The following is a 21,368-nucleotide window of genomic DNA, read 5'->3' on the forward strand; positions in this document are numbered from 1 at the left end:
GAAATATCAGGCGATGGGTGCTTGACCATCTCTTCCGATCCTGTTTAATCGCTCAATTAAACACGGATCGTATCGAGAGGAGTCGAGTAAAATGGCTACCGCCTATATCGTTGACGCAGTGCGCACCGCCGGCGGCCGCCGCGGTGGTCGCCTTGCGGGCATTCACCCGGTCGACCTTGCCGCCCACACCATGGACGCGCTCGTCCTGCGCAGCGGGATTGACCCCGCCGCTGTCGAAGACGTGATCATGGGTTGCGTCGGTCAGGGCGGCGAACAGGCCCAGCAGGTCGGCCGCATGGCCGTGCTCGCCTCGAAGGTCCTGCCGGAATCGGTTCCCGCCGTCACCATCGACCGCCAGTGCGGTTCGTCGCAGCAGGCGGTCCACTTCGCCGCGCAGGCGGTGATGAGCGGCACGCAGGATGTCGTCATCGCGGCGGGCATCGAAAGCATGACCCGCGTGCCGATGGGCACGCCCGCCATCCTGTTCATGAAGGAAGGCCTCGGCAACTACCGTTCGCCGGGCATCGTCGAGCGTTATGGCGAAGCCGGCTGGACCCAGTTCGCGGGCGCCGAAGCCATTGCCGACAAGCACGGCTTCACCAAGGAAATGATGGACCAGTTCGCGCTGGAGAGCCACCAGAAGGCCAAGGCCGCGACCGAATCCGGCGCCTTCAAGAATGAAATCGTGCCGATCGACATCGAGACCCCCGATGGTCCGGCGCAGCACACCGTCGATGAAGGCATCCGCTGGGACGCCACTCTCGAAGGCATCGCGGGCGTCAAGCTGATCACGCCGGGCGGCAAGCTGACCGCGGCCACCTCCAGCCAGATCTGCGACGGTGCCTCGGCCGCGCTGATCGTTTCGGAAGCCGCGCTCAAGAAGTACAACCTGACTCCGCTCGCGCGCATCCACACGCTGGCCGTGACCGCGGGCGATCCGGTGATCATGCTCGAAGAACCGCTGTTCGCCACCGATGCCGCGCTCAAGAAGGCAGGCCTCAAGATCAGCGACATCGACCTCTACGAAGTCAACGAAGCCTTCGCTTCGGTGCCGATGGCCTGGTTGAAGCACCAGGGTGCGGACCCGGCCAAGCTCAACGTCAACGGCGGCGCGATCGCGCTCGGCCACCCGCTCGGCGCTTCGGGTACCAAGCTGATGGCGACGCTGCTGCATGGCCTCAAGGCACGCGGCGGCAAGTACGGCCTCCAGACGATGTGCGAAGGCGGCGGCGTCGCCAACGTCACCATCGTCGAGGCGCTCTGAAATACCATCAAGGGAGGATATACCCCATGAAGCTCGATAATACCGTTTCCGCCGTCATCACTGGCGGCGCCTCCGGCCTTGGCGCCGCGACCGCGCGCGCGCTCGCTGCCAAGGGCGTCAAGGTCGCCCTGTTCGACCTCAACAAGGAAAAGGGCGAAGCGCTCGCCGCTGAACTCGGCGGCGTGTTCTGCGAAGTGAACGTGACCAGCGACGAAAGCGTCGATGCAGGCTTCGCCAAGTCGCGCGCCGCGATCGGCCAGGAACGCATTCTGGTGAACTGCGCGGGCACCGGCAACGCCATCAAGACCGCCAGCCGTTCTAAGGAAGACGGCTCGATCAAGCACTTCCCGATCGACGCCTTCAACATGATCATCCAGATCAACCTCGTCGGCACGTTCCGCTGCATCGCCAAGTCGGCAGCTGGCATGATGACGCTCGATCCGGTGGGCGAGTTCGGTGAACGCGGCGCGATCGTCAACACCGCGTCGGTCGCGGCTGAAGATGGCCAGATGGGCCAGGCCTCGTACTCGGCTTCGAAGGCCGGCGTCGTCGGCATGACCCTGCCGATCGCGCGCGACCTGATGAGCGAAGGCATCCGCGTCAACACGATCCTGCCGGGCATCTTCAACACCCCGCTGCTCGCCGCCGCGCCGGACAACGTCAAGGCCGCGCTCGCTGCTTCGGTGCCGTTCCCCAAGCGCCTCGGCGATCCGGCCGAATATGCCAACCTTGCGCTGTGCATGATCGAGACCGGCTACTTCAACGGCGAGGACGTGCGCCTCGACGGTGCCATCCGCATGGCGCCGCGTTGATCGCCAGCTGAAACGAAAAGGGCCGGGGCACAAGAACCCCGGCCCTTTTTCCTTCCCCGGGAGAGACCAGACCAATGACCGAATACAAGCAGATCAAGCTCGACATCGCCGATGGCGTCGCCACCCTGACGCTGCATCGCCCGGAGAAGATGAACGCCTTCACCGGCACCATGATGTCGGAAATGAACGACGCCTTCGATCGCACCGACGCCGATGACAGCGTGCGCGCGGTGATCATCACGGGGTCTGGCGACCGCGCCTTCTGCGCCGGTGCCGACCTCACCCCCGAAGATGGCAAGCACGTCTTTTCGAGCGGCGAGCAGGTCGCGGACCTGTCCGACCCGCGCGTGCGCGATGGCGGCGGTCTGCTGACGCTGCGCCTCTACCAGTCGAAGAAGCCGATCATCGGCGCGATCAACGGCGCGGCCGTCGGCATCGGCGTGACGATGCAGCTGCCCTTCGACATCCGCCTCGCGTCGACCAAGGCGCGCTTCGGCTTCGTCTTCGCACGCCGCGGCATCGTGCCCGAAGCGGCGTCGAGCTGGTTCTTGCCGCGCATCGTCGGACTGCCGCAGGCGCTTGAATGGACCATGACCGGCCGCATTTTCGATGCGCAGGAAGCCCTGCGCGGTGGCCTCGTCCGCTCGGTTCACGAGCCGGAAGACCTGCTGCCCGCCGCCAACGCGCTGGCCCGTGAAATCGCCGACAACACCAGCTCGGTGTCGGTCGCGATGACCCGCGCGATGCTGTGGCACAATCCGCAGTACGACCACCCGATGAAGGCGCACCGCGTCGACAGCCGGGCGATCTATACCCTGTCGCGCGGCCCCGATGCCAAGGAAGGTGTGGCCAGTTTCCTCGAAAAGCGCGCTCCTGCCTACCCTGCGCGCGTTTCTTCGGATATGCCGGACTTTTATCCGTGGTGGGACGAGCCGGGTTACGAATGAACGATACGACGGGAAGCACGGAAGCGGTGGAACAACAGGGCGCGCGCGAGCTTTTGCTCGATACGGCGTCGGCGATCATGCGCGAAGGGGATCAGGTCGACATCTCGTTGTCGGAACTGTCCCTTCGCTCAGGGTTGAACTCGGCGCTGGTGAAGTACTATTTCGGCAACAAGGCGGGGCTGCTCAAGGCCCTGCTCGACCGCGACATGACGACCATCGTCAAGTCGGTCGACGCGCTTGTCGCCAAGGACAGCATGGATCCGGAGGTCAAGCTGCGACGGCACATCGCCGCCTGCATCGACACCTACTACGCCTACCCCTACCTCAACCGGCTGCTGATGCGGCTGGTGCGCGACAGCGACGAGGCCGAGGCCAAGCGTATTGCCGACAAGTACCTTACCCCGCTCGGCCAGGCCTATGACCGGTTCATCGGCGCAGGCGTGAAGAAGGGCGTGTTCCGGCCTATCGACCCGCAGCTGTTCTACTTCACCGTGACGGGGGCGGCAGACCGCTTCTTCTCGGCCCGGCTGGTGCTGCGCCATTGCTATGGCACCGACACGCTGACCGAGAACCTGCGGGACCGTTATCGCGAACATACCGTCGACTTCATCATGGCGGGCATCCTTGCGCACCCCTCTGTCTGAGGGGCGCTCGGGGGGCGCCTGGCGGATCGGCGTTATCGGCGGGTCGGGCCTCTATGACCTGACCGCGCTCGATGACGTGCAGGTGATCGACGTCGCCTCGCCCTTCGGCACGCCGTCGGGGCCGGTCACGCTCGGCACGATCGCGGGCGTGCAATTCGCGTTCCTGCCACGCCACGGCGCCGGGCACCGCATTGCGCCCGAGGCGATCAACTACCGCGCCAACATCGATGTGCTCAAACGCTGCGGCGTCACCGACCTGCTGGCCATTTCGGCGATCGGCTCGCTGCGTGAGGAATACGCACCCGGCAGCTTCGTCGCGGTGGACCAGTTCATCGACCGCACCACTGGGCGCGTCGGCAGCTTCTTCGGTGAAGGCCTCGTCACGCACGTCTCGCTGGCCGATCCCGTGTGCCCGCGCCTGTCCGCGCTGGCGGCAAGCGCAGCGGAGCGGGCCGGCAAGACCGTCCATCGTGGCGGCTGCTACCTTGCCATGCAGGGACCGCAGTTCTCCACCCGCGCCGAAAGCCGGATGTACCGGCAATGGGGCGCCGATGTCATCGGCATGACGGCGATGCCCGAGGCCCGCCTCGCGCGCGAGGCCGAGCTGCCCTACGCGCTGCTCGGCATGGTCACCGACTACGATTCGTGGCGCGAGGGCGAACATGTCGAAGTCGAGGACGTGCTCAAGGTCATGCACGCCAATTCCTCCGCCGCCCGCGAGACCGTGACGCACCTCGCCGCGCAGCTGCCGTCCACGCGCGAAGCCAGTCCCATCGACACCGCACTCGATGGCGCGATCATGACCGCGGCGCCGCTGCGCGATCCGGCGCTGGCCGCGCGGCTCGATGCGATAGCCGGGCGAGTCCTAGGGTAAAGAAAATTTCACTTTGTGTCGCCGCTTCGCATTATCTAAAGGGGCGGCAGTTCGGGCGCGTCACATAATTTCTTGCACCTCCGCTAGTTTCAGTGGATACCAATTGCCATGCCCGGAAGCCAGACCCGCCTCGCCGACTTCGTCCCCTACCGTATGGCCATCACCTCCAATGCGGTGAGCGGCCTGATCGCGGGAGAATACCGCAATGAATTCGGGCTCAAGATCCCCGAATGGCGGATCATGGCCGTGCTGGGCGATGCCGGGCAGTTGACGCAGCGCGATCTCGTCCGCTCGACGCTGATGGACAAGGTCGCCGTCAACCGCGCATGCAAGGTGCTGGAGGAGCGCCATCTCGTCCAGCGCAGCCCCAATGCGGCGGACGGGCGCTCGCACCATCTCGAACTGACTGTCGAAGGCCGCGCCATGTTTGACCAGATCTGGCCGCAGGCGCTGGACATCTACGAAAAGATCTTCACCGTGCTTTCCCCGCGCGAGATCGAAAAGCTGCGCAGCCTGCTCGACAAGCTGCTGGCGTCGGTCCGGGCCATGGAGGGAGAGCCCAAGTGAAACTTGCATCGCTGCCACAAGGACGCGACGGTCGGCTGATCGTCGTGTCCAACGATCTTGCCTGGTACGCCGACGCCGATCACATCGTGCCGACGATGCAGGCCCTGCTCGATGCGTGGGACCGCCACGCTCCCCGGCTCGAAGCGCTGGCGATCGAACTGGAACACGAGGCGATCCCGCGCAAGCGCTTCCACGAGCGCGAGGCGGCGGCGCCCCTGCCGCGCGCGTTCCAGTGGGCCGATGGCAGTGCCTACGTCAACCACGTCGAACTGGTGCGCAAGGCGCGCGGGGCGGAGCTGCCCGCCAGCTTCTGGACCGACCCGCTGATGTACCAGGGCGGCAGCGACGACTTGCGCGGCGCGCGCGATCCGCTGGTCCTGCCCGACGAGGCTTGGGGCGGTGATTTCGAAGCCGAGGTCGTGGTCGTGACCGGCGATGTGGCACAAGGCGCGTGCCGCGAGGACGCGCTGGCCGCCATCCGGCTGGTGGGCCTCGTCAACGACGTGTCCCTGCGCGGTCTGATCCCGGATGAACTGGCAAAGGGCTTCGGCTTCGTCCAGTCCAAGCCTGCCAGCCACTTCTCTCCGGTCTTCGCCACGCCCGATGCGCTGGGCGATGCCTGGCGCGAGGGCAAGCTGCACCGCCGCCTGTCGGTCGATCTCAACGGCAAGGCGTTCGGGCGGCTGGAAGCGGGCGAGGAGTGCACGTTCGATTTCGGCACCCTGGTCGCGCATCTGGCGAAGACCCGCCGCGTCGGGGCAGGCGCGATCATCGGTTCGGGCACGGTGTCGAATTGCGACGCCGATGGCTCGCCGGGCCGCCCGGTGTCCGAAGGCGGGCGCGGCTATGCCTGCATCGCGGAACAGCGCATGGTCGAGCAGATCCTGCATGGCAAGGCCAGCACGCCGTTCCTGCACCATGGCGATACCGTGCGCATCGACATGACCGACGCGCACGGTCACACCATCTTCGGGGCCATCGAGCAGGTCGTCGTGGCGGCTTGACCGTGCTTCCCTGCGCCGCAGGCGCGGCGCAGGGGACTGTCTCTCTTACTTGGCGCCGAACCCGCCGGTGCCACTGCCCAGGCTGTCCGCGATCGAACACGATGCGGGGCCGAGAATGACGATGAACAGCGTCGGCAGGATGAACAGGATCAGCGGCACGGTCATGATCGCGGGCAGGCGCGCGGCCTTTTCCTCGGCGCGCATCATGCGGTCGTTGCGGAATTCGGCCGAGAGCACGCGCAGTGCCGAGGCAAGCGGGGTGCCGTAACGCTCGGTCTGGACCATCGTGGTGACCACGCTTTTCACCGCTTCGAGGTTCACGCGATAGGCCAGGTTCTCGAACGCCTGGCGGCGCTCGGTCAGGAATGACAGCTCGATCGCGGTCAGCGCGAACTCGTCGCCCAGTTCGGGGTAGGCGCGGCCCAGTTCGCGCGCCACGCGGCTGAACGCGGCGTCGACGGTCAGACCGGCCTCGGCGCAGATCACCAGCAGGTCGAGCGCGTCGGGCAGGCCCTTGCGGATCGCCAGGGTGCGCTTGGAGACAAGGTTGCCGACGAACAGGTCAGGGCCCTTGTAGCCGCCGATCACCAGCACCGCGAAGGCGGCAAAGCGCTTCATCGAGCCCCATTCCGGGAACATGTTCGACAGGTAGAACAAGCCGAACGCCGTCACGCCCAGCACGATCGGCCCGATCATGCGGCCCAGGATGACCGCAACCGCCCATTCCTTCTTGCGGATGCCGGCCTGCGCCAGCTTCTGCTGCACGACCTTGAGCTGGCTGTCCTGCAGGACCTTCAGCGATTCGAGGAACGAGCGGATCGAATCGGTCGTCTGGTTGCGCCGGACGATGCTGGCGCGCTTGCGGGCACTGGCGGTGACGATGCCGGCCTTGAGCTGTTCGCGCCGTTCGTTCAGCGCCTTGACGCGCTTGGCCATCGGATCGCGCACGGTGACCGCGGCATAGATCGCCAGCACGACCGCCGCAGCGGCGATCCCGGCGAGGATCGAGCCGACGGCGATGACGTCGAAGCCGAGCAGGGTGGGGCCGGGCGGTGTGCTGAGCATGGGTCTTGCCGTTTCCCGTCAGATTTCGAAGTTGACCATCTGGCCCATGATGAAGGCGCCGATGCCCAGCCAGATGAAGCCGCCGATGCCCGCCACGATCAGGCGCGGATCGACCCAGAACTTGGCCATGTAGACCGGGTTGACCCAGTAGATCAGCCCGAACACGATGAACGGCAGCGCGCCGACGATATAGGCCGAGGCCTTGGATTCCGAGCTCATCGCCCGGATCTTGAGCTTCATCTGCGCGCGCTTGCGCAGCACGTCGGCCAGGTTGGCGAGCGTTTCGGCCAGGTTGCCGCCGGTCTCGCGCTGGATCGCCAGCGTGATGCAGAAGAAGCTGAACTCGGGCATGTCGAGCCGGTCGGCGGTGTCCTGCAGCGCCTGCTCCATCGTCCGGCCGACCTTGATGCGGTCGGTGACGAGCTTGAACTCCTCGCCCACCGGGCCGGGCACTTCGGCCGCGACCAGCGACAGCGTCTCGCTGATCGGCAGGCCCGAGCGCAAGCCGCGCACCAGCAGTTCGAGTGCATCGGGGAAACGCGTGACGAACTTGTCGACGCGGCGGCTGATCGCCTTGCCCACGAAGAAGTGCGGCACGCCGCCGCCGACGAACACGCCCGCGCCCAGCGCCAGCAGCGGGGCATGGGTCTTGAGGAAGACCAGCAGCATCACCACCAGCCCGAGCCCGCCTGAGAAATAGAGGTACTGGCTCAGCGTCCAGTTGCGCCCGGTCTTGTGCAGGCGCATTTCCAGCGCCTCGAGCCGCGAATTGCTGCCCGCCGGGCGATAGGTCCGCGGCTTTCGCGCCGCGACGGCCTTGCGGTACTGCGCCTCGACCTTGTCGACCGCGTTCTCCGAATGCCGGAAGCGGACCGCCTGCAGGCGGCGCGCGCTTTCCTTGCCGGGCGACGGGCCGCTCATTGCGGCGTAGCCGAGCACCAGGACCGCCATGATCCCGATGGACATTACGAGGAACTGGGCGATGTTCATGCCGCTATCCTGCCTTGCGCGCTCACGCCGGGGTCTTGGCCCTGGGGGCAAGCATCTTTTTGAAGTCGATCAGGCCGAGCAGCGATCCGCTGCTGCCCGAAGACTTGCGCGCGGTCTTCTCGCCGTCGCCCTTGTCGTCCTGCAGTGCCAGCACCGCATCGCCCAGATCGCGCATCGCGGTGCCCGCCTTGGTGCCGCGGTTGGCGGCAACGAAGGTCTGGCCGAGCTTGGCCGCATTGGCCGCCGCCTTGACGTCGTAGGGCACGATCACGTTGATCTTGCGCTCGATCGAGGCTTCGAAGTCGGCCTTGCTGATCTCGCCCACGCCGGCATGGACCTTGTTGGCCACGACCAGCGCCTGCGCGTGGCCGGCGTTGGTCTTGAGCCACGACAGCAAGCGGATCGCATCGCGTGCGCCCGCCAGCGTCAGTTCGGTCGCCACCACCACCACGTTCACGTCCGCCAGCAGGTGGGGGAAGTTGATCAGCATGTTGCGCGGCAGGTCGATGACCGTCATCTCGAAGGCGTGGCGGAATTCCTCCTCCAGCTGCACGAAGGCGCTGCCGTCCGTCATCAGCGGCGCGCTGATCGGCGCTTCGGCCGAAAGGATCGCCAGATTGTCGTTGGCGCGGATCATCGCGCGCTCGATGAACAGGCCATCGATGCGGCTGGGATTGTCGATCGCGTCGGTCAGGCCCCGGCCCGGCTCAAGGTCGAGCGTCAGCGCGCCGGTGCCGAAGTGCACGTCCAGATCGAGCAGCGCAGTCGGCAGCTTGTGGTCGGCGCTGAACAGCCAGGCGAGCGAGGTCGCCAGCGTCGATGCGCCGACGCCGCCGCGCGTGCCCACGATCGCGGTCGAGATGTGGCGCTTGGCCACCGCCGCGTCATGGCTCTTGGGTGCAGCGAAGATCGCCTGCGCCTGCACCAGCGCGTCGCGCACCTGTCCGGGCGAGAGCGGCTTGAGCAGGTAGTCCTGGATGCCCGAGGCGATCAGGTCGCGATAGAGGCGCACGTCGTTGACCTGGCCGACCGCGATCACCACCGTGCCCGGCTCGCACACTTCGGCCAGCGCGTTGATGTCGTTCAGCGGGTCGCCGCTTTCCGAAAGGTCGACCATCAGGATCGCCGGGCTGGCGGTGATCGAAAGCGATTGCACCGCGTTGCGCAGGCCGCCCTTGGCGCACTTTTCCGGCTGCCAGCCCATGTCGACCGCGACCGGGCGCAGCACGTCGAGCGCGGCCTCGTCGCACATGAAGGCCGCGAACGTGTCGCGATTGCCGCTTTTCCAGTGGGCGCTCATGGGTCAGTTGCCTCCCTGCGACTTGGTCGAAGTTTCCTTGAGCCCGCCCTTGCCGGTCGGCTCCATAGAGCGATAGGTCTCGATCGCCTTGCTCGAACTCATCACCACGGTGCCGCCGCGGCCGCTGGCGCCGCGCACCAGGTCTTCCTTGTTGGCCACCATCGCGGCCATGTTGCCGTTCACCGCGCAGCCGTAGTTGCGCGAGGTGGCGTTGTGGAAGTTGGCGTCGGACTTGGCCGCCCAGTCGGGGCAGCCGGGCACCGAGGCGACCGTGCGGGTGACGACCACGCGCACCGTGCCGGGATAGACTTCGCCCGCGGTGACGGGCGCGGTGTCGGCCAGCACGATGCCGAAGCGGCCCGCGACGGCTTCGATCGCACTGCGCACGCCCGGTTGTTCGGAGGGATCGTCGATCGTCACCTTGTCGCCATAGGCAAGGTTCATCGTTTCGAACCAGCCGGCCAGACGGCGCTGTTCGGCCAGCGAGAGCGAACCGGCCGCGTCGGTGGCGAGATCGAGGGTGTAGCTGTCGCGCTGGACCACCGGCTGGTGGACGCTGTCGAGCGAGGCGTTGGTCGGCATCCCGGCGCATCCGCCAAGGACGAGGGCGAGCGAGAGGGCGAGCGCGCCGATGGCGGGCTTCGTCGCGGAGGGCTTGGTCTTGGGCATCGTTGTGTCCCTTCTCACTTCAGGCTGAAGCCGGGCGCGACGGCCTTGGCTTCCCCATCGGTCCTGGTGCCGGTCCGGGCGTCGGCGGGCGGCGTGGCGCCGCGATCGAGCGCGCCGACCTTGGGCGAGGGCTGCACCGAGCCGGGCTTTTCGCTCGGCTTCGCGCGGTCGCCGCCGGTCACGCCGTCGGTTTCGACGTTGCCGAGAAGCTGGCTCAGCGCGTCGGCGGCGCGATAGCCGTCGGTGGGCAGCTTGATCGCGTTGGCATCGACCGGGTTGACGAGGTAGGGGGTCACCACGATCACCAGCTCGGTCTCGCCCTTGCGGAACGCGGTCGAGCGGAACAGCGAGCCGAGAATGGGCAGGTCGCCCGCGCCCGGCATCTTGCTGATCGAGTTCTGGTTGCCGTTGCGCATCAGCCCGGCGATCATGAAGCTTTGGCCCGACCCCAGTTCCACGGTCGTTTCGGCACGGCGGATCGTCAGCGCCGGGATCGAATAGCCGTTGAGCGAGACCGCACCGTCCGAGGACAGTTCGGACACTTCGGGGCGCACGCGGATCGAGATGCGGCCATCGGCCAGCACCGTCGGGGTGTACGAAAGGCTGACGCCGTACTTCTTGTATTCGACCGAGGTCGCGCCCAGCCCCTGGCTGATCGGGATCGGATATTCGCCGCCCGCAAGGAAGTCTGCCGTCTCGCCCGAAAGCGCGGTCAGGTTGGGTTCGGACAGCGTGGAGACCAGGCCGATGGTCTCGCCGATGTCGAGCGCGCCGAGCAGGTCGAGCCCGAACAGCCGCCCCTGGCCCGCCAGCGTGGTCGCGCCGGTCAGCGGGGTCACCGTGGTGCCCGGCTTGGCGACGAGGCCCAGCGGGTTGGTCGCGGTGATCTGGGTCGGGTCGGATGCGAAGCCCGAGACCGAGCTGCCCATGCCGAGCGGCAGGTTGGGATTGTTGGTGACGGTCGGCGCCCAGCCGGTGCGACCCTGGCCGATGCCGAAGCGGAAGCCGCTGGAGCCGTCGATGCTCGTCCAGTTCATGCCCAGGTTGCGCACCAGCGTGCGGCTGACTTCGGCGAACTTGACGTGCAGGCTGACCTGCAGCGGGGTCGCCATCTTCAGGCGGCTGATGACGTTGGTCTTGTCGCCGACGAAGGCCTTGACCAGCCGCTCGGCTTCGGCCGCATCCTCGGGCGCGGCGACGGTGCCGGTCAGCAGCACCGTGTTGTTCATCGTCGAGGTGGCGATCTTCGCGTCGGGCATGGCCAGGTGCAGCATCTGGTCGATGCTGTCGATATTGGCGCCCACCCGCACGTTGGCCGACCAGATCACCGCGCCTGCGGCGTTGCTGGCATAGACCGTGGTTTCGCCACCGGCCTTGCCGAAGACGTAGAGCTGGTTGGCTGACTTGACCTGCACGTCGGCGACCTGGTCGTTGGCGACGAACACGTCGGCCATCTTGCCGGGCAGGGTGACCAGTTCACCCCGGCCGATCGACAGCGCCAGCGAGCGGGCCGGGCTGGTCACGCTCTGGGCGTGCGCGGCCTCGAAGGCGGGCGCAGCCAGCGCGCCTGCGATCATCGTCGCGCCGAGCAGGGTGGAAAGAAGCGGGGCCTTCATGGTCTTGCCTTTCGGGGCCGTGCGGGTCTGGTGAGCGGGGCGGAGGCGGCGCATCAGTGGCTCGCAACCGACACGGTGACGGTGTCCTTGCCACGGGTGACGCGGACCATGGGGCCACGCGGCATCATCGGGGTGGCCATGCCCATCGGGGCTGCGGGGGCCGGCGCGGCGACCGGGGCGGCAGCCGCCGCCGGGCGGAACGCGCCTTCGAAGTCCGAGCGGCCCGAAGCCTTGCGCTGGAAGCGCGAGACGTCGCCGCCGGTGACGAAGGTGGTGCCGCTGTCGACCGGCTTGCCCATCGCGCTCTTGAGCAGGGCTTCTTCCTGCTGCTTGGTCGCACCGGCCGGAACCTTGACCGCGCCCGAGGCGATCGCCTGGTCGAGTTCGGTCGAATTGTCCGCCAGCGAGCGCAGCGACAGGCTGATCGTGCCGATGGTCTGCGCCACCGCGATTTCCTCGGCGATCTTGGGCGTCACTTCGATGGTGACGGTGCTGAAGGTGCGGACCTGCGTCTTGCCGTCGACCGATTCCTGTTCGGTGGACTGGTCGGTGGCGAGCACGCGCAGGTTGCGCAGGATCGTTTCGGCGGCCTTGAGCGCCTGGGCATCGCCTTCGCCGCCCTTGACGGTCTGCGTCAGCACCAGGTCGATATGGTCACCCGGGAAGACGAAGCCTGCAACGCCGGTGCGGGCGCTGACCGGAATGGTCACGGCGCGCATGCCCGGCCCGAGCGCGGCGGCCAGGAAGCCACGATCGCCCGGCGCGACCAGCGAGCCTTGCGTGACCGGCTCGCCGGCGGTGATCGGATGGCGGACGACCGTGCCGAGCATCTTGGCCATGTCGGCCTCGCCCTCGACGAAGTAGGCATCCTGCACCATGTCCTTGGGCCAGGACTGGTAGCCGATGGAATCGGCGGTGATGATCGTGCCGACCGGCAGCGCCCGCTGCGCGACCAGCACCTTGGGGCCTTCGGCAATCTTGCCGGCAGCCTCCGCCTGCGGCGTGGACGCGCCGGAAAACAGGCTCCTGGCGGCAAAGGCCGTGCCGATCGCGACGATCAGCGCCCCCACCAGCAGCAACAGCTTCTTCTTGTCCATGGCTTCGATCCCGCCCTCTTGAAGTGATTTACCCGTGATCCAATGGCCGCCGGTAATCGGCCAAAATGGTAAATTTTCCGGTTATTGCAGTCCGACTGCGTGCATCGCGGCGGTCAGCTGCGGGCTCAGCGCCCACAACCCCGCCCCGGCGATGGCCACGCCGTAGGGAATCTTGATCTGGTCGCGGCGGCGGCGCGTGATGTGCCACATGCCAAGCACGATGGTCAGCACCCCGCCCGCGATCGCCATGACCACCAGCATCTTCAGGAACATCTGCGCCGGCAGCCACAGCGCCAGCGCGGTCAGCAGCTTCACATCGCCGCCGCCCATCACCTTCAGTGCGAACATCGCTGCAAAGACGAGGAACGCGGCCACCGCCAGGCCGATCTGGATCGCCACGCCGGGCCACAGCGTCAGCCCCTGCGCCCACCAGTACAGCGGCGCTGCCAGCGCGATCCCTGCGTTAAGCCAGTTGTCGATCTGGCGACGGCGGATGTCGGTTGCGGCCGCGATGAGCAGCGCGATTGCCAGGGCTGCAACCAGTGCGTAGACGAAGATGGTTTCCTGCATGACCGTAGTCATACGGGGCAACCACTTACCAAATGGTAACCAAGATGGACCGCGGAAATCGGCGCATTCTCCGGTCTGGACCATAAGGCGCAAGGACGGGCAGGGGCGCGGGACAGGATCATGGCGCAGGCTTTCGACAGGCGCGGCATTCCCTCGGCCGCACGGGAATCGATCTGGTCCGCGCGCGATGGTCACGCGATCCGCCGGATCGACTGGCCCGCCGCTGCGGCGAAGGGCGGGCAGGGCAGGGGGGCGCTGCTGTTCCTTCCGGGTCGCGCGGACTTCTATGAAAAATATCTGGAAACACTGGCTTACTGGGCGGATCAGGGCTGGCACGTAACCGCCGCCGATTGGCGCGGGCAGGCAGGATCGGGGCGCTTCGCTGCCGATCCGCAGGCGGGCGACGTGCCCGACTTCGGGGTGTGGATCGATGATCTCGCCGCGCTGTGGGCGGACTGGACCGCCAGCACGCCCGGCCCGCATGTCCTCGTCGGCCACTCGATGGGCGGGCACTTGTGCCTGCGCGCCACGATGGAGCGGCGCGTCGATCCCGATGCGCTCGTGCTCAGCGCGCCGATGCTCGGATTCGTCACTCCGATTCCCGCCCGCGTCCAGCACGCGGTCGCGCGGCTGATGTGCCGAATCGGTGATCCGCAGCGCCTCGCATGGAAAGCCAGCGAAAAGCCCGGCCAGCGGCTGGAAGGCCGCGCCGCGCTGCTCACGCACGATCTCGATCGCTATGCCGATGAATTGTGGTGGAAGCAGCACCGCCCCGAACTGGCGATGGGGCCGGCCACTTGGCGCTGGGTGGAGCGTGCCGCCGAATCGGTCGCGCGGATCGATGCCCCCGGCGCGCTCGAAGCGCTGGACCTGCCGGTGCTGCTGCTTGCCGCCCGCTTCGACGGCCTCGTCGCCAGCAAGGCGATCGAGCGCGCCGCTGCGCGCCTGGCCCATGCCGAACTCGTCGTCTGGGGCCGCGAGGCGCGCCACGAACTGCTGCGCGAGGCCGATTCGGTGCGCGATGCCGTCCTTGCGGGAATCGACGACTTCCTTGACCGAAAGGCGCCGCCGCCTAAGGGCTGAGCGCGATATGACGGAAACCTTCGACGTCGCCATCATCGGGGCGGGCATGGCCGGCGCCAGCCTTGCCGCCGAATGCGCCCCCCACGCTCGCGTGCTGCTGGTCGAGGCCGAGGATGCGCCCGGCTATCACACCACCGGCCGCTCCGCCGCGTTCTGGGAAGAGGCCTATGGCGGGCCCGGCGTGCTGCCGCTGACCGAGGCTTCGGGCCGATTCCTGCGCGAAGGCGGCTACCTTTCCCCGCGCGGCGCGCTCAACATCGGGCGAGAGGCGGACCGCGCCAAGGTCGAGGCTTTCGTCGCCACGTTTGCCGCGCACGGCGTTTCCGTCGAACTGCTGGGCCGCACGGCGCTGGCGGCGCGCGTGCCCGGCCTGCGCGAAGACTGGACTTGCGCCGCGTGGGAGCCGGACTGCGCCGACATCGACGTTGCCGGGCTGCACCAGCACTACCTTGTCGCCGCCAATCGCACCGGCACCGTGCTGCGCGTGCGCGCGCGGGTCGAAACGGTCGAACGCGAAGGCGCGGGCTGGCGCATCGCCTGGCGCGATGGTGCGGCGCGCGCCGCGCTGCTCGTCAATGCGGCAGGCGCCTGGGCCGATCACGTCGCGCAGATGGCGGGCGCTGCGCCGCTCGGCATCCGGCCGTTGCGCCGGACAGTGGTGCAATTGCGCACTGCGCCGATCCCGCCTGCCGCTCTCCCGCTCACGCTCGGCATCAACGAGGACTTCTACTTCAAGCCGCAGGGCGATCGCCTGTGGCTGTCCCCGCACGACGAAACTCCCGATGTCGCGCGCGATGCGGCGGCGGAGGAACTCGACGTTGCCGTCGCCATCGACCGCATGGAACAGGTGGTCGACTGGCAGGTCCGGGCGCTCGAACGGCGCTGGGCGGGCCTGCGCAGCTTCGCGCCCGATCGCCTGCCGGTCTATGGCTTCGATCGCGCGCGCGAAGGACTGTTCTGGTTTGCCGGTCAGGGCGGCTTCGGCATCCAGACCGCACCCGCCGCCGCCCGGCTGGGTGCGCAACTGCTGCTCGGCCTCGGCCCCGATGAACTGACCGAGCGCATCGACGCTGCGGTCTATGCGCCGTCCCGGTTCTAGGCCGCCAAGGCCGCGTCGCTGGCCAGCTTGTCGACGCGCTCGTTTTCCGGGTGGCCGTCGTGGCCGCGCACCCAGACCCATTCGATGTCGTGGCCGCGCGTCGCCGCCACCAGCGCGCGCCACAGGTCCTCGTTCTTGACCGGCTTGTTGTCGGCGGTCTTCCAGCCCTTCTTCTGCCAGCCGAAGATCCACTTGGTGATGCCGTCCAGCACGTACTTGCTGTCGGTGTGGAGCGTCACCTTGCAGGGCGATTTCAGCGCCTCCAGCGCCTTGATCGCGCCCATCAGCTCCATGCGGTTGTTGGTGGTCTCGCGCTCGGAGCCGGTCAGTTCCTTCTCGTGCTCGCCCATGCGCAGCAGTGCGCCCCAGCCGCCCTTGCCGGGATTGCCCTTGCACGCCCCGTCGGTGAAGATCTGCACGTGCTTCATGCGAAGATCTCCGAATTGGCGAGGTAGAACTCCAGCCGCCGGGCGAAGGCCATCGGGTCCTTTTTCATCACCAGTGCATCGGCAGGCGTGTTGAGCCAGTCATAGGCCCGACTCATGGCAAAGCGCATCGCCGCGCCTTGCGCCAGCAGCGGCAGGGCGGCGCGCTCGGCGTCCGCCAGTGCGCGCACCGACTGGTAGCCTTCCAGTAGCGCTGTCGACAGGTCGGCGCGGAAGTTCTGGCCGCTGGCATCGAAGCACCACGCCGCATGCGTCACCGCCACGTCATAGGCGGTCATGTCGTTGCAGGCGAAGTAGAAGTCGATCAGCCCGGTGACCGTATCGCCCAGCATCAGCACGTTGTCCGGGAACAGGTCGGCGTGGATGACAGAGGTCGGCAGGCCGGTCGGCCAGTCGCGCTCCAGCCGGGGCAGGTGCTCCGCCACGATGCGGGCCAGCTCGGGCGAAATCTCGGCAAGGCCTTCGGGCGTGCATGCATCGGCCAGCCGCCGCCATTCGTCCACGCCCATGCCGTTGGCGCGGTTGCCGGCAAAGTTGCCCGCCGCCGCGTGCATCTGCGCCAGCGCGCGCCCCACCGCGCGCGCCTGGCCCACGGTCGGCTCGGACACCGAAACGCCCGGCAGGTATTCGATCAGCGCCAGCGCCTTGGTCTCGCCCGCCGCATTGGGCCGTTCAAGGTAGAGCCGCCCGTCGCGCGCGTGGATCGTGCGCGGCACCGGGCAGCCTTGCGCCGCCAGATGATCGAGCAGCGACAGGAAATAGGGCAGCTCGCCGATATCGATGCGAAATTCGTACATCGTCAGGATGAAGCGCGCGCCGCTTCCCGCCTGTCCGGTCGTCTCGATCAGCCAGTTGCTGTTGGACACGCCTTCCGCGATGCCCTTGGCCGAAACCAGCGTGCCGACGTCGAATTCTGCAATCAGCGCCGCCATGTCCTCGGCGCCGAGGTGGGTATAGACCGCCATTGTCCCGCTCTTCAGCCGACCAGCTGGCGCGGCAGCTTGAACACCATGTGCTCTTCGGCGCTGACCACGGTCTCTTCCGTGACGGCGCGCCATTCCTTCAGGCGCTCCACCACTTCGCGCACCAGGAGTTCGGGCGCGGAGGCCCCAGCCGTCAGCCCCAGCGCCTCGACGCCGTCGAGCCAGTCGGCCTCGATCTCGCTCGCGCGCTGGATCAGCCGGGCGCGCGATCCCTCGCGCTCGGCCACTTCGACCAGCCGCAGCGAATTCGAGCTGTTGGGCGCGCCGATCACCAGCACCAGCTGGCAGCGCGGAGCGATCGCCTTGACCGCCGTCTGCCGGTTGGAGGTCGCATAGCAGATGTCCTCGGCGCGCGGCCCGGCGATCTGGGGGAAGCGCGCACGCAGCGCGGCGACGATTTCGGCGGTGTCGTCGACCGACAGCGTGGTCTGCGTCAGGAAGGCCAGCGGCGCGTCGGCGGGAAAATCCAGCGTGGCGACATCCGCCACCGTTTCCACGAGCGTGATCGCGCCTTCGGGCACCTGTCCCATCGTGCCGATCACTTCGGGGTGGCCCTTGTGGCCCACGAACAGGATGTGCTTGCCCGCTTCCACCTTGCGCTCGGCCTGGCGGTGGACCTTGCTGACGAGCGGGCAGGTCGCATCGAGCCAGTCGAGCCCGCGCGCGCTCGCCGCCTCGGGTACCACCTTGGGCACGCCATGCGCCGAAAACACCACCGGCACGCCATCGGGCACCTGGTCCAGTTCCTCGACGAAGACCGCGCCCTTGGCCTTCAGGCTGTCGACCACGAACTTGTTGTGGACGATCTCGTGCCGCACATAGACCGGCGCGCCATATCGCTCGATCGCGCGCTCCACGATCTCGATAGCGCGGTCAACGCCCGCGCAAAACCCGCGCGGCGCGGCGATCAGGAGCTGGAGCGGCGCCTTTGCGGCATCGGCTCCGGTGGGCTGGTCTGGAAAGCTGGCGTTCATCGCCGCCCCCTTAGCAGCGCCTTCGCGCCAGCGGTAGCCCGCGCGCCATTGCCGAAGCGGGCGGGGCTGGCTAGAGGTGACGCCCGCGCCGACCGCTTAACTGACAGGAATACGCCTTGATGAAGTCCAGCTTCCGCCGTCTCGCCGTTGTTGGCGCATCCCTTGCGGTGCTGGCGCTGGCCGGTTGTGCCAAGAACAAGGGCGAACTGGTGGTGGACGACAGCGTCGGCGTCACCGCGCTGCGCAGCCCGTGCCCCACGGTCGCCATCCCCGAGATGACCGGCGACATCACGCTGTTCAACGCGCCGGGCCGCACCGATTCGGGCGCGCTCGATGTCACCGCCGCGATTACCAACCTGCGCAGCACCTGCAACGATGCCGCAGGCGAGGCGAAGCTCTATTCCGAGGCGACCTTCGATGTCGTCGCCCGCCGCGCCGACACGCGTGGGGCGCGCCATGTCGATCTGCCCTATTTCAGCGTGGTGATGCGCGGCGGTAGCCAGGTGCTGGCCAAGCGCGTCGGCACCATCGGCCTCGATTTCGCCGACGGGCAGGAACGCGCCAGCGCGCAAGCCCGCGCCGGTTCCTATGTCGATCGCACCGAAGCGACTCTGCCCAAGGACATCCGCGATCGCCTGAGCAAGAAGCGCAAGGCCGGCGATGCCGACGCCGCGACCGATCCGCTCGCCCAGCCCGACGTCAAGGCGGCACTCGCCAAGGCCAGCTTCGAACTGCTCGTCGGCTTCCAGCTGACCAACGACCAGCTCGCCTACAACGCGACGCGGTAAGGGCCACGCGGTAAGGCCCAAGCGCGGGTAGCGTTGCGGGCCAAGGTCCGCTAACGGGCCTGCCATGACCGACCGGAATACCCCCCTGTTCGCGCAAGTCGCGAACGTGATCGACGCCGCGCTCGATGCGCTGACCGCCGCTGGAACGCTCCCCGCAGGCCTGCCGCGCGGCGCGGTGACGTGTGAGCCGCCGCGCGATGCCAGCCACGGCGACATGGCCACCAACGCCGCGATGGTGCTGGCCAAGCCCGCCGGGACCAACCCGCGCGCGCTGGCGACGGCGCTGGTCGAGGAACTGGTCAAGGATTCGCGCGTCACCGCCGCCGAGATCGCTGGGCCGGGCTTCATCAACCTGCGCCTGTCGCCCGCCGCATGGCTCGGCGAACTCGCCCTGATCGCGCGTGCTGCGGGCGATTACGGCCGTTCGGCCATGGGCGGCGGCACCACCGTCAACGTTGAATATGTCTCGGCCAACCCCACCGGGCCGATGCACATGGGCCATTGCCGTGGCGCCGTGGTCGGCGATGCGCTGGCCGCGCTGCTCGAAGCGGCCGGGCACAAGGTCATCAGGGAATACTACGTCAACGATGCGGGCGCGCAGGTCGATGTGCTCGCCCGCTCGGCGCACGTCCGCTACCGTGAGGCGTTGGGCGAAGCCGTGGGCGAGATCCCCGAAGGCCTCTATCCGGGCGACTACCTCGTCCCCGTCGGGAAGGCGCTCGCCGCCGAATTCGGCGACAAGTACGCCAAGGCGCCGGAAGCCGACTGGCTCATCCTGTTCCGTGAAAAGGCCGTGGCCGCGATGCTGGTGATGATCCGCGAGGATCTGGCCCTGCTCGGCATCCACCACGACCTGTTCAGCTCGGAAGCCGAACTCCAGGCCTCGGGCAAGGTCGATGCGGCGGAGGCATGGCTGCGCGCGCACGATCTCGTCTACGACGGCATTCTGGAAGCACCCAAGGGCAAGACGCTCGACGATTGGGAGCCGGTCGAACTGCCGCTGTTCCGCTCGACGAAGTTCGGCGACGATCAGGACCGCCCGATCAAGAAGTCGAACGGCGCGTGGACCTATTTCGGCGCGGACCTCGCCTACCACTTCCAGAAGGCGCAGAGCGCCGACGCGCTGGTCGATATCTGGGGTGCGGACCATGCCGGCACGGTCAAGCGGATCAAGGCGGCGGTCGCCGCGCTGACCAGCGCCGATGGCGGCACGGCCAAGCCGTTCGAGGTCAAGCTGGTGCAGATGGTTCAGCTGCTGCGCGACGGCGAGCCGGTCAAGATGTCCAAGCGCTCGGGCAACTTCGTCACCCTTGCCGATGTCGTGCAGGAAGTGGGCAAGGACGTGGTGCGCTTCACCATGCTCACCCGCAAGCCCGACGCGCAGATGGACTTCGACTTCGCCAAGGTGGTCGAAGCCAGCAAGGACAACCCGGTCTTCTACGTCCAGTATTGCCACGCCCGCGTCTGTTCGACGTTGCGCAAGGCCGCAGCGGAAGGCTTTGCGCCTGCCGATACCGACCTTGCCCTGCTAGGCGACGAGGAGCAGGCGCTGATCAAGCTCGCCGCGCAGTTCCCGCGCGTGGTCGAAGGCGCGGCCATCGCGCGCGAGCCGCACCGCGTCGCCTTCTTCCTCCACGATCTGGCCGCCGCGTTCCACGCCTACTGGAACGTGGGCAACGACCGCCCCGAAAAGCGGTTCATCGTGGCACAGGACTCGGCGCTCACCGCCGCGCGGCTTTTCCTTGCCCAACAAATCGGGCAGGTAGTCCGCAACGGGCTGGCCCTGCTCGGGGTAGAGGCCGCCGAGGAACTGTGAGGGCATGATGAGCGGGGCCGACGACGTGCGCAACCAGTGGGACGAGGACCTGCCGGAAAACGAGCCTCCGGTTCAGGCCGAGCGTCTCGCGCTTGGCGACGAACAGCGCCTGCCCTGGCTCGAAAGCGCCGATGACGTCGATCTCGATGAGCCGATGGATAGCGGCGCGGGCCGCCTGATTGCCTTCGCGGTCGGCGCGCTCGTGCTGCTGGTGGCGATCATCGGCGGGGTCTGGTGGGTCTCGCACCGCGTCGCCTCGCCCGCCGCGCAAGCCGATGGCAGCCTGATCGAAGCGAGCAAGGAACCCTACAAGGTCGCGCCCAAGGAGCCGGGCGGCAAGACCTTTGCCGGCACCGGCGATGCCAGCTTCACCGTCAGCGATGGCGGCAAGCCGCCCGCCGTGATCGCGGGCAGCAACCCCGCGCCCGCCCCGGTCGCCACCGCTGCGCCGTCGCCTTCGGCCAGCGCCAGCGAAGCGGCCAAGCCCGCCGCCAGTGGCGTCGGCGTCCAGATCGGCGCGTTTTCCAGCAATGCTTCGGCCGAAGCGGCGTGGAACAAGCTCGCGTCGGTCCACGAACCGCTCAAGGGCCTCAGCCACCGCGTGGTCGAAGGCCGGGCCGACATCGGCACCGTCTATCGCCTGCAAGCGCTCTCGGGCGATGTCGCCAGCGCCAACGCGCTGTGCAGCGCGCTTCAGGCGGGCGGTCTCAAGTGTCAGGTGAAGCGATAAAGTCCTGAACCTCCCCGCGCCAAAACGCGG

The 21,368-nt window shown here is 67.7% G+C and carries 22 protein-coding genes; 12 read left to right on the forward strand and 10 right to left on the reverse strand.

Features of this window, described 5'->3' with window-relative positions; translation table 11 throughout:
- The first annotated feature begins 91 nt into the window (after positions 1–91).
- From K3A84_RS06105 to K3A84_RS06135, 7 genes are all read left to right on the forward strand, one after another.
- Complete coding sequence (locus K3A84_RS06105) at positions 92–1,264, forward strand: acetyl-CoA C-acetyltransferase (protein ID WP_225008441.1); 1,173 nt, start codon at positions 92–94, stop codon at positions 1,262–1,264.
- A 26-nt stretch (positions 1,265–1,290) separates the two neighbouring features.
- On the forward strand, positions 1,291–2,076 hold the full coding sequence (locus K3A84_RS06110; RefSeq protein ID WP_169491682.1) for an SDR family NAD(P)-dependent oxidoreductase: 786 nt from the start codon (positions 1,291–1,293) through the stop codon (positions 2,074–2,076).
- 74 nt (positions 2,077–2,150) lie between these two features.
- A complete protein-coding gene (locus K3A84_RS06115) occupies positions 2,151–3,023 on the forward strand; it encodes a crotonase/enoyl-CoA hydratase family protein (protein WP_225008442.1) in 873 nt (290 codons plus the stop codon).
- Positions 3,020–3,667: a TetR/AcrR family transcriptional regulator gene (locus K3A84_RS06120; RefSeq protein ID WP_225008443.1), complete on the forward strand. Its 648-nt coding sequence runs from the start codon at positions 3,020–3,022 to the stop codon at positions 3,665–3,667. Before K3A84_RS06115 ends, K3A84_RS06120 begins: the two co-directional genes overlap by 4 nt.
- Positions 3,648–4,541 (forward strand): S-methyl-5'-thioadenosine phosphorylase, encoded by an 894-nt coding sequence (gene mtnP, locus K3A84_RS06125; protein WP_225008444.1) that lies wholly within the window; start codon positions 3,648–3,650, stop codon positions 4,539–4,541. The genes K3A84_RS06120 and mtnP overlap by 20 nt, the downstream gene beginning before the upstream one ends.
- A 108-nt stretch (positions 4,542–4,649) precedes the next feature.
- Complete coding sequence (locus K3A84_RS06130) at positions 4,650–5,108, forward strand: MarR family winged helix-turn-helix transcriptional regulator (protein ID WP_225008445.1); 459 nt, start codon at positions 4,650–4,652, stop codon at positions 5,106–5,108.
- Positions 5,105–6,112 (forward strand): fumarylacetoacetate hydrolase family protein, encoded by a 1,008-nt coding sequence (locus K3A84_RS06135; RefSeq protein WP_225008446.1) that lies wholly within the window; start codon positions 5,105–5,107, stop codon positions 6,110–6,112. Before K3A84_RS06130 ends, K3A84_RS06135 begins: the two co-directional genes overlap by 4 nt.
- A 45-nt stretch (positions 6,113–6,157) precedes the next feature.
- Here the strand turns inward: K3A84_RS06135 and K3A84_RS06140 are convergent, their stop codons facing one another.
- The 7 genes from K3A84_RS06140 to K3A84_RS06170 all read right to left on the reverse strand — a co-directional run bounded on the left by K3A84_RS06140 (position 6,158) and on the right by K3A84_RS06170 (position 13,431).
- The gene (locus K3A84_RS06140) at positions 6,158–7,177 is read right to left on the reverse strand and encodes a type II secretion system F family protein (RefSeq protein WP_225008447.1); all 1,020 of its coding nucleotides are present in this window, start codon (positions 7,175–7,177) and stop codon (positions 6,158–6,160) included.
- A gap of 18 nt (positions 7,178–7,195) precedes the next feature.
- Positions 7,196–8,167 carry a type II secretion system F family protein gene (locus K3A84_RS06145; protein WP_225008448.1) on the reverse strand — a complete coding sequence of 324 codons (972 nt, stop codon included), beginning with the start codon at positions 8,165–8,167 and terminating at the stop codon, positions 7,196–7,198.
- 22 nt (positions 8,168–8,189) lie between these two features.
- A complete protein-coding gene (locus K3A84_RS06150) occupies positions 8,190–9,467 on the reverse strand; it encodes an AAA family ATPase (RefSeq protein WP_225008449.1) in 1,278 nt (425 codons plus the stop codon).
- 3 nt (positions 9,468–9,470) lie between these two features.
- Positions 9,471–10,136, reverse strand: coding sequence for a CpaD family pilus assembly protein (locus K3A84_RS06155; protein WP_225008450.1), 666 nt, complete (start codon positions 10,134–10,136; stop codon positions 9,471–9,473).
- A 14-nt stretch (positions 10,137–10,150) separates the two neighbouring features.
- Entirely contained in the window at positions 10,151–11,752 is a 1,602-nt protein-coding gene (locus K3A84_RS06160; RefSeq protein ID WP_225008451.1) for a type II and III secretion system protein family protein, read from the reverse strand.
- 53 nt (positions 11,753–11,805) lie between these two features.
- Complete coding sequence (gene cpaB, locus K3A84_RS06165) at positions 11,806–12,849, reverse strand: Flp pilus assembly protein CpaB (RefSeq protein ID WP_225008452.1); 1,044 nt, start codon at positions 12,847–12,849, stop codon at positions 11,806–11,808.
- A gap of 81 nt (positions 12,850–12,930) precedes the next feature.
- Entirely contained in the window at positions 12,931–13,431 is a 501-nt protein-coding gene (locus K3A84_RS06170) for an A24 family peptidase (RefSeq protein ID WP_225008894.1), read from the reverse strand.
- Between the two features lie 108 nt (positions 13,432–13,539).
- Between K3A84_RS06170 and K3A84_RS06175 the strand changes: the two genes are divergently transcribed.
- Both K3A84_RS06175 and K3A84_RS06180 read left to right on the forward strand, forming a co-directional pair.
- A complete protein-coding gene (locus K3A84_RS06175; protein ID WP_225008453.1) occupies positions 13,540–14,502 on the forward strand; it encodes an alpha/beta fold hydrolase in 963 nt (320 codons plus the stop codon).
- Positions 14,503–14,509: 7 nt separating this feature from the next.
- Positions 14,510–15,601, forward strand: coding sequence for an NAD(P)/FAD-dependent oxidoreductase (locus K3A84_RS06180; RefSeq protein ID WP_225008454.1), 1,092 nt, complete (start codon positions 14,510–14,512; stop codon positions 15,599–15,601).
- Here K3A84_RS06180 and rnhA read toward each other — a convergent pair.
- The 3 genes from rnhA to ispH are packed head-to-tail and all read right to left on the reverse strand — an operon-like array spanning position 15,598 to position 18,004.
- Positions 15,598–16,029 (reverse strand): ribonuclease HI, encoded by a 432-nt coding sequence (gene rnhA, locus K3A84_RS06185; RefSeq protein ID WP_225008455.1) that lies wholly within the window; start codon positions 16,027–16,029, stop codon positions 15,598–15,600. The two genes, K3A84_RS06180 and rnhA, sit on opposite strands and share 4 nt — an antisense overlap.
- Positions 16,026–17,012, reverse strand: coding sequence for a homoserine kinase (gene thrB, locus K3A84_RS06190; RefSeq protein WP_225008456.1), 987 nt, complete (start codon positions 17,010–17,012; stop codon positions 16,026–16,028). The genes rnhA and thrB overlap by 4 nt, the downstream gene beginning before the upstream one ends.
- Positions 17,013–17,023: 11 nt before the next feature.
- Positions 17,024–18,004 (reverse strand): 4-hydroxy-3-methylbut-2-enyl diphosphate reductase, encoded by a 981-nt coding sequence (gene ispH, locus K3A84_RS06195; RefSeq protein WP_225008457.1) that lies wholly within the window; start codon positions 18,002–18,004, stop codon positions 17,024–17,026.
- A 119-nt stretch (positions 18,005–18,123) separates the two neighbouring features.
- On the opposite strand from ispH, the gene K3A84_RS06200 reads away from it, so the two are divergent.
- From K3A84_RS06200 to K3A84_RS06210, 3 genes are all read left to right on the forward strand, one after another.
- The gene (locus K3A84_RS06200) at positions 18,124–18,792 is read left to right on the forward strand and encodes a hypothetical protein (protein ID WP_225008458.1); all 669 of its coding nucleotides are present in this window, start codon (positions 18,124–18,126) and stop codon (positions 18,790–18,792) included.
- Between the two features lie 64 nt (positions 18,793–18,856).
- The gene (argS, locus tag K3A84_RS06205; RefSeq protein ID WP_225008459.1) at positions 18,857–20,608 is read left to right on the forward strand and encodes an arginine--tRNA ligase; all 1,752 of its coding nucleotides are present in this window, start codon (positions 18,857–18,859) and stop codon (positions 20,606–20,608) included.
- Positions 20,609–20,612: 4 nt separating this feature from the next.
- Complete coding sequence (locus K3A84_RS06210; RefSeq protein WP_225008460.1) at positions 20,613–21,338, forward strand: SPOR domain-containing protein; 726 nt, start codon at positions 20,613–20,615, stop codon at positions 21,336–21,338.
- Positions 21,339–21,368 lie beyond the last annotated feature (30 nt).

Origin of the sequence: Novosphingobium percolationis (genome assembly GCF_020179425.1) — a bacterium.
In the GTDB taxonomy this organism is placed as follows: Bacteria; Pseudomonadota; Alphaproteobacteria; order Sphingomonadales; family Sphingomonadaceae; genus Novosphingobium; species Novosphingobium percolationis.